General features: G+C 48.0%; 11 protein-coding genes. 10 read left to right on the top strand and 1 reads right to left on the bottom strand.

Features of this window, described 5'->3' with window-relative positions; all coding sequences use genetic code 11:
- The 4 genes from BZG83_RS16815 to BZG83_RS15370 form a co-directional block, all read left to right on the top strand.
- Positions 1–526, top strand: a 526-nt coding sequence (locus BZG83_RS16815; protein WP_158074978.1) for a hypothetical protein, incomplete at its 5' end; no start/stop codon positions are given.
- On the top strand, positions 495–797 hold the full coding sequence (locus tag BZG83_RS15380; RefSeq protein WP_077678166.1) for an ATP-binding cassette domain-containing protein: 303 nt from the start codon (positions 495–497) through the stop codon (positions 795–797). The genes BZG83_RS16815 and BZG83_RS15380, both read left to right, overlap by 32 nt.
- Before the next feature lie 44 nt (positions 798–841).
- Positions 842–2,272, top strand: a complete 1,431-nt coding sequence (locus tag BZG83_RS15375) for a hypothetical protein (RefSeq protein ID WP_131825105.1) — start codon at positions 842–844, stop codon at positions 2,270–2,272.
- Positions 2,265–2,468, top strand: coding sequence for a hypothetical protein (locus tag BZG83_RS15370; RefSeq protein WP_077481845.1), 204 nt, complete (start codon positions 2,265–2,267; stop codon positions 2,466–2,468). The genes BZG83_RS15375 and BZG83_RS15370 overlap by 8 nt, the downstream gene beginning before the upstream one ends.
- A 66-nt stretch (positions 2,469–2,534) precedes the next feature.
- Here the strand turns inward: BZG83_RS15370 and BZG83_RS15365 are convergent, their stop codons facing one another.
- Complete coding sequence (locus BZG83_RS15365) at positions 2,535–3,131, bottom strand: DNA-3-methyladenine glycosylase I (protein WP_077481843.1); 597 nt, start codon at positions 3,129–3,131, stop codon at positions 2,535–2,537.
- 219 nt (positions 3,132–3,350) lie between these two features.
- On the opposite strand from BZG83_RS15365, the gene folM reads away from it, so the two are divergent.
- The 6 genes from folM to BZG83_RS15335 form a co-directional block, all read left to right on the top strand.
- Positions 3,351–4,049: a dihydromonapterin reductase gene (gene folM / locus BZG83_RS15360; RefSeq protein WP_077481841.1), complete on the top strand. Its 699-nt coding sequence runs from the start codon at positions 3,351–3,353 to the stop codon at positions 4,047–4,049.
- Positions 4,050–4,069: 20 nt separating this feature from the next.
- Positions 4,070–4,438, top strand: coding sequence for a dihydroneopterin triphosphate 2'-epimerase (folX, locus tag BZG83_RS15355; RefSeq protein ID WP_198536724.1), 369 nt, complete (start codon positions 4,070–4,072; stop codon positions 4,436–4,438).
- Between the two features lie 110 nt (positions 4,439–4,548).
- Complete coding sequence (locus tag BZG83_RS15350; RefSeq protein WP_069588733.1) at positions 4,549–5,088, top strand: cytochrome b; 540 nt, start codon at positions 4,549–4,551, stop codon at positions 5,086–5,088.
- Entirely contained in the window at positions 5,085–5,654 is a 570-nt protein-coding gene (locus tag BZG83_RS15345) for a YceI family protein (protein ID WP_077481839.1), read from the top strand. Before BZG83_RS15350 ends, BZG83_RS15345 begins: the two co-directional genes overlap by 4 nt.
- 221 nt (positions 5,655–5,875) lie before the next feature.
- Positions 5,876–6,574 (top strand): substrate-binding periplasmic protein, encoded by a 699-nt coding sequence (locus tag BZG83_RS15340; protein ID WP_158011481.1) that lies wholly within the window; start codon positions 5,876–5,878, stop codon positions 6,572–6,574.
- Positions 6,575–6,612: 38 nt separating this feature from the next.
- The coding region (locus BZG83_RS15335) for an HAD family hydrolase (protein WP_108744065.1) at positions 6,613–7,091 on the top strand (479 nt) is incomplete at its 3' end.

Here is a 7,091-nt window from a genome sequence, read left to right as displayed (position 1 = left end):
AAATAATAATTTTGTTCAGAGAAGAGTACCTAGAAAAAAAAGAAACCAGTTAAATTCTCTGTATGGAAGTCCATTAACGGTTGGAAATAAGAATATCAGATTAGGTATTTTTATAAGCTTAGTTGTCTTTATTATTCTCGCGATTTCGTTGTTTATTATTGAATTACCTAGAGTGATCAACGCTGACGGTGAACTTACCTATAGCAATGGCATCATCACTATTACCAGCAATGCAACTGGCAGTATTAGTGGCTTTAATTTTGACAATGGTAATCTGGTGGATAAAGGGCAGTCGTTACTGTTTATAACCAGTGATGAGTACGACCAATATGGCAACTCGAAATACACCAAGCTGTTGTCATTACTCAATGACACAAAAGAAAAAATACAAATGGATAAAGTGGTACTGAAAGAGAAATACGCTCTGTCTAACGACAATATTCGCCAAGAATTAACCTTAATTGAAAAAAGCCGTCATAAAACCGCGCGAACAGATGGTGAAAGCCGCTCAGCTAGCCTATATTGATAATGAAATCAAAAAATTACCACTCGGATATGACACTCTGATCAGCGACATGGGCGCCTTACTCAGCGGGGGCCAGAGGCAACGCTTACTGCTCGCGCGTGCTCTGTATCTTCAGCCAAAAATTCTGCTGTTAGATGAAGCGACCAGCCATCTTGACACACTTAGCGAACAAAAGATCAATGCCAATATCGCTGAGCTGAACATCATTAAAATCATGGTCGCCCATCGACAAGAAACCATTGCTTCTGCGGATAAGGTTTATCCATTATGATCCTACGTTATTTGTACCACGTTATCCTCGTGCTATTTGCTCTTATGAGTACAGTCACTGACGCGAAAACGCAACTTTCTTACCCGACTCAAGATGACTGGATGCACCACACGCAAGTGATTAGTCAATACTGGATGCAGCCCGATGCCTATGGCACACCACGAGGACGATTCCCAACCTTTCGCTGTGACAACGGCCGCCTGCCCTCACCAGAGGCTCTGTGTCAGGAATTGGTGGATGTGAGAGCTAAAGACAAGTTAGGCCGGCGTTACACTCGAATGCAGTCTCGTCAGATCTACACCTATCTGGCTTTGTTCCATATTACTGGGGAGCCCGACGCCCTCTCTATCGCTTCGGCGGGTGTTCAAGAACTGTTAAAGATGAGACTACCACAAGGAGGGTTTGCGCTTTACGTAGACATTAATAATAAGGTCAGCGAAGAACCTGCCTCCGCGCAAGATGCGGCTTATGCTCTATTAGGCCTAGCCATGTATGATTACCTCACTCGCGATGCGGCCGTGCACCACATCCTACTTCAAGAAATCGATACCCTGTTTAAGCGCTACTACGATCCAGAGAACAAGGCTTTGAACTGGTGGCCACGCTCGACGTCTAGCACTCCACAACGCGAGCTAGTCGCACAACTCGATCAACTCACGGCCTATTTGAACCTAGTCAGCTCGGTTAGTACGCCACAAGAGAACATCCAGTTAAGCCAGTACCGCCAATGGGTGGTTGATGCGCTCATCGATCAGTATGTAGATCTCAAGCAATGTCGCGTCTTCAGCGCATTACATGACAATGGCACGATGTTATCCGAACATGAGCATAATGACTTTGGCCATGCTGTCAAAACTTGGTGGAACCTGCTCCTCAATCGTGACTTACTGACTCACGAGGATCAACAAAAGGTACAAAACTGCCTAGCACAAACTCTTAACCAAGCGACTCGTGAGCTGCCCGTCACCGAGCTGATGTCATACCTCCCCAACACCAAGCGCGACAAATGGGCTAACGCAGGTACCCAAATCACTTGGAAAGGCTATCACGATGAAAACTACATCAACTCTTGGCAATGGGTCGAGCTGGATCAGGGGCTCATCATCGCCAAATTAGTCGGGGAAGATTCATTGCAGGCAAGCTTGGCCAGTACCACTTGGCAGTTTCTTGATGCGTGGGTGGATAAGGTCCACGGTGGCGTAGGCCTAAACCCACACACTAATAAGCAGTTCGACTGGCTAAATGGCTATCATCACACCGAACATGCACTGTTTGGGCTACTCGCCACTCAACGTATCTACGCTCACCCAGTCACACTGTATTTCGCCTTTACTTCTGAGCAATCGGACGCGTTTTTTCCCTACCTGCTCGGCGGTCGGGTAGTCAACATCACCCCACTCCCCCTGCCCAACCGTCGCGGTAGTAAAGTAGTATTTGATCGTATCCACGTCCCAAAAAAATTAGCCCATGATTAAATATGAGAAAAAAGACAATCGCTCCCAAGAGAGCGCATACTTGGTCGGTTCGGATAATTGGTTTACTGTCCGAGCCGCGCAGGAGATTGCCAAGTCGCCCCGCCGCATTATTGTTCTCGTGGTCTTGGCCGTGCYCTGTTTATTCGCGCCAGCGATCGGCGCTATCAGCCAGTTCATTCAGGCATGGCTGAATTAACTTGAGCATCTCAGCTTGGTATTTTCTCCACGCAAATTGGCAAGCACGCTTCTGGCAATTCCGTCGTTATTTCTGAGGCGGGGCTTTTACCGAGTCAGCCAGTCCGCAACAGGGTTGATAGCGCGGACATGTGACGACATGATCATTGACCATGCCAAGCGCTTGCATCAGCGAATAGCAAATCGTCTCGCCCACAAACTTAAAGCCACGCTTTTTCAAAAAGCGACTCATGGCACGGGATTCGTCGGTCGCGGTGGCGACATCGGCATCCGATTGGTGGTGGTTTACGATCGGTACACCGCCAGTAAACTGCCACAGCGCCTTCGCCAAGGATCCATACTCTTCCACCAGCGTCACCGCCGCTTGCGCATTGGTAAACACAGACGCCACTTTCAAGCGATTACGGACAATCTCGTGGTTGGCCATGATCTCAGCAATATTCGGCTCAGCCACGTTTGCCAGTTGATAGAAATCGAAATCAGAAAAAGCGGCGCGATACGCGGAACGCTTTTCTAAAATCAGCCGCCAACTTAATCCTGCTTGCGCGCCCTCTAAACAAATGAACTCAAAGATCGCTTGATCATCAAATGTCGGCACGCCCCACTCGGTATCGTGATAATGCTGCTCCGACTCACTCTGTTGTGCCCATTGGCAAGGTTCCATGACAATTTCCCTCAAAGTTGGTTGCATGATGGTAATGCATTTGTTCCGATTGTCCGCGATTTTGTTGTTCATGCCACGAAATCAGCGAGTTAACTCGGTATAAATCTGTCGATTTCGTTAACATGTCGCTATCTTTGATCGCTACAAGTCCATGAAACGTAACATACTCGTTGTTGTCAGAGTGCATTCACTCTCAGTGGTAACCATAAAGGAAAACACGTGACAAAAAAGCATATTCTTATCACAGGGGCAGGACAACGGATCGGCTACGCGCTTGCTTGTCACTTTCTTGCGCAAGGGCATCAAGTCACTGTGTCATATCGGACACCGCGTCCTCAAGTGAGTGAGCTTATCGAGCGAGGCGCTCATTGTATTCAGGCGGACTTTTCTAACGATGCCGGCATCCATGCATTTATCCAAGCCATTGACGCGCACAATCCGGTGTTTGATTGTTTAATCCACAATGCCTCATCGTGGGACAGTGAAAAACAAAGCCAAGATTTCGCGGCTTTGTTTGACAGCATGATGCAAATCCACGCCAAAACGCCTTATCTGATCAATATGGCGGCAACTCGATGGATGAATAGCGGCGACATTATTCACCTGACCGATTACGTGGCCCACAAAGGCAGCGCAAAACACCTTGCCTATGCCGCGAGTAAAGCCGCGCTTGAGAACCTCACCCTATCGTTTGCCCAACAACTCGCCCCCGACATCAAGGTAAACAGTATTTCCCCCGCGCTTATCATGTTCAACGACGGCGATGACGATGCCTACCGTGAGAAAGCGCGCAAAAAATCGATTTTGGGCACAGTGCCCGGCGAGCAGGAAGTGATCAACGCCTGCGACTTTATTCTTGCCAGTCAGCATATGACGGGCCAATCCCTTAAACTCGATGGCGGACGCCATTTAGCGTAATTGCCTAACTGGAAAGCACAATGATGAATGACGCTGTGATCAAAATTACCAACCTACGTTTGCGTACATATATCGGCTTTAACCCCGAAGAGCAGGAAAAGAAGCAAGATGTGGTGATTAACGTAGAAATTCACTATCCCGGCCACAAAGCCAGCCAAGAGGATAATGTTGATGACGCACTGAACTATAAAGTGATCACCAAAGCGATTATCGACTATGTTGAGAATGGCCGCTTTTTGTTGTTGGAAAAACTGGTCGCCGGCGTGCTCGACATTGCACGCGATCACCACTGGGTGCGTTACGCCCAAGTGACTATTGATAAGCCGCATGCGTTAAGGTTTGCCGACTCCGTCTCACTGAGCCTCAGTTGGACAGAGCGCGATTCGTAACCGTGTAAAGAGTTCGTTAGAATAATTCGAACATCTTGTTCAAGGTAACTTGGTTCTGAATCCCATTTTACCTTATATACTGTGTTGGAATTGTTATTAGGACAGGGACTATGACAGCGAAAACGAGTTACGATCCTGTAATGCGGGTGCTGCACTGGCTTTCTACTCTGGTCATTATCGGCTTGTTTGCCGTGGGCCTGTGGATGGTCGACCTTAGCTATTACAGCAGTTGGTATCAAACCGCCCCACATTGGCATAAATCCATTGGGATCTTGCTCGCTGGCGCCACCATACTGCGCTTAGGATGGAAAATCACCCATACAATGCCTAAGGTTGAGGGCAAAGCGTGGGAACGCAAAGCAGCGACCGCAGCACACCACACGATTTACTTGCTCCTCGCAGTACTGTTTGTGTCTGGGTATTTAATTTCTACCTCAGATGGCCGAGGTATCGACGTGTTTACTTGGTTTACCGTGCCAAGTGCAGGGGAGCTTTTCCCTAATCAGTCGGATATCGCAGGTGACGTACACTATTATGTTGCCATTACCCTGATTGCCTTAGCCGCTGTTCACGCACTGGCTGCGTTAAAGCACCATTTTATCGACAAAGACAATACGTTACGGAAGATGATCGGAGGAAACCCGAAATGAAAAAACTCATGTTAGCCATGGGAATTAGCGCCGCGACACTCTTATCTGGGCCTGCATTGGCAGACACTTATATGATTGACACCAAGGGCGCACATGCCTCTGTCAACTTCAAAGTGCCTCATCTAGGTTACAGCTTTACCAAAGGTCGCTTTAACAAATTCGATGGTCAGTTTGAATTTGATCCCAACAACATTGGTGCGTCTAGCGTAACAGTGACCGTCGATACCACCAGCTTGGACTCTAACCATGCCGAGCGCGACAAGCACATTCGTAGTGCAGATTTTCTCAACGCGAGCAAGTTTGGCCAAGCCACTTTTAAGAGCACTAAGGTCACAGATAACGGCGATGGTTCGATGACCATTGCAGGCGACCTCACCTTACACGGGCAAACCAAGCCGATTGAGATTGACGCTGAATTGGTTGGCCACGGCGATGACCCATGGGGTAACTACCGCGCAGGCTTTATGGGCAACACTCGCCTCGAGCTCGCTGATTTCGGCATTGCCACTATGGGCCCAGCCACATATGTCGATATGGAGCTGCACGTAGAGGGCATCCGCCAATAAGAGAGCAATCTTTCTCTCCCTCAAATCCATACGCCCCGGTACCTGCTGGGGCGTTTATTATCGATCTCTAAAACATTCACTATACTGATGAAAAACGACGCCTTAGTCTGGCGATGATATCCATTGATCGATAAGGATACCTATCTATGAGGCTCATCTCTTTTAAGCGTTTTTTCCTCGTATTTACTTTCTGTGTTTTCACCCTCCCGGTATACGGGAAGATGAAAATTATTACCGCAGTCAACGACGCTTGGCCTCCTTACGTCACTCGAGATACAGCTAGACCTGGCTTTTCTGTTGAAGTAGTGACCGCTGCCCTTTCTACCCAAGGCTATGATACCAAATTCTTACTCTTCCCTTGGGCGCGCGGCTTGTACGAAGTGAGAAATGGGCGGATCGATCTCCTCACCACCACATGGTACACAGACGCACGCAGTGAATTCCTACTATTTAGTCAGCCCTATTTCGCCACCAATATCGATATCATGATGCGAAAGGATACCTTTTTTGACTTCAAAGGCCCCAAAAGCCTTATTGGCAAACGTATCGCCAGCGTACGCGACTACGGCTATGATTCATGGTTTTTAGATGCAGATTATTTTCAACGAGTAGAAACCACCTCGCTAAGTTCGAGCTTACAAATGCTCGCTGCCGGTCGGGTTGATATGGCGGTGGGCAATCGCTTTGTCATGCAACACGAGCTCGAACCTTTAAACCTAAATACCGATGATTTTCACTTTTCTCCCACTCCGATGATCAAACAACATATCCATGTCACCGCCGGCAAGGCCAACCCTAAGGCGCAAGAATATATTCAAGCCTTTAACCGCGGGTTAGAAATAATCAAACGGAATGGCACCTTTGACGATTTGAAGCAAAAATATGGGCTGCTCTTACCAGATGATACCACTGCAGAGTGAAACCCTATCGTCATAGTTGCTCGTTAGGATGCCTATCAATGTCTCATTACATCAGTTTGGCTATGACTTCTCCGATTAACATTGCATTCTTCGACTTAGACGAAACACTGATTGCCACCGACACCAAACAAGCGTGGCTGGAATACCTTTGTCAGTGCGACCTTGCCCCGCAAAACGTGGTCGACCAAGAAAAGCGGGCGTATCTGGATTTTAAAAAAGGCCGCATCAACCTTGAGCAATATATGCAAGTGCAGTTGAGCCCAATCAAAGGAAAATCCACTCAAACCGTGGCTGCATGGGCGACCGACTTTATCGATCGGCGCGTCGCCCCTGTGGTGGTGCCACAAGCGTTAGAGCGCATCGAGTGGCATCGCAACCGTGGCGATCATTGTGTGTTGGTATCAAATACCGCCGCACACTTGGCAAGGCCGATTGGCGAACTACTCAAACTCGATACCGTGATTGCGATTGAGCTTGAAACATTGAATGGCGTGTATACAGGCAGCATATCCCATTG

The sequence above is a fragment of the Salinivibrio sp. PR919 genome (assembly GCF_001995355.1).
Taxonomy (GTDB): Bacteria; Pseudomonadota; Gammaproteobacteria; order Enterobacterales; family Vibrionaceae; genus Salinivibrio; species Salinivibrio proteolyticus.
The sequence above is the reverse complement of the archived record's forward strand: the minus strand, read 5'-3'. Positions and strand labels throughout refer to the sequence as shown.

Coding starts and splice junctions, on each gene's coding strand:
- BZG83_RS15380 (WP_077678166.1), top strand. CDS start 495: ATGGTGAAAGCCGCTCAGCTAGCCTATATTGATAATGAAATCAAAAAA.
- BZG83_RS15375 (WP_131825105.1), top strand. CDS start 842: ATGAGTACAGTCACTGACGCGAAAACGCAACTTTCTTACCCGACTCAA.
- BZG83_RS15365 (WP_077481843.1), bottom strand. CDS start 3,131: ATGGAACCTTGCCAATGGGCACAACAGAGTGAGTCGGAGCAGCATTAT.
- folX (WP_198536724.1), top strand. CDS start 4,070: ATGATGAATGACGCTGTGATCAAAATTACCAACCTACGTTTGCGTACA.
- BZG83_RS15350 (WP_069588733.1), top strand. CDS start 4,549: ATGACAGCGAAAACGAGTTACGATCCTGTAATGCGGGTGCTGCACTGG.
- BZG83_RS15345 (WP_077481839.1), top strand. CDS start 5,085: ATGAAAAAACTCATGTTAGCCATGGGAATTAGCGCCGCGACACTCTTA.
- BZG83_RS15340 (WP_158011481.1), top strand. CDS start 5,876: ATGAAAATTATTACCGCAGTCAACGACGCTTGGCCTCCTTACGTCACT.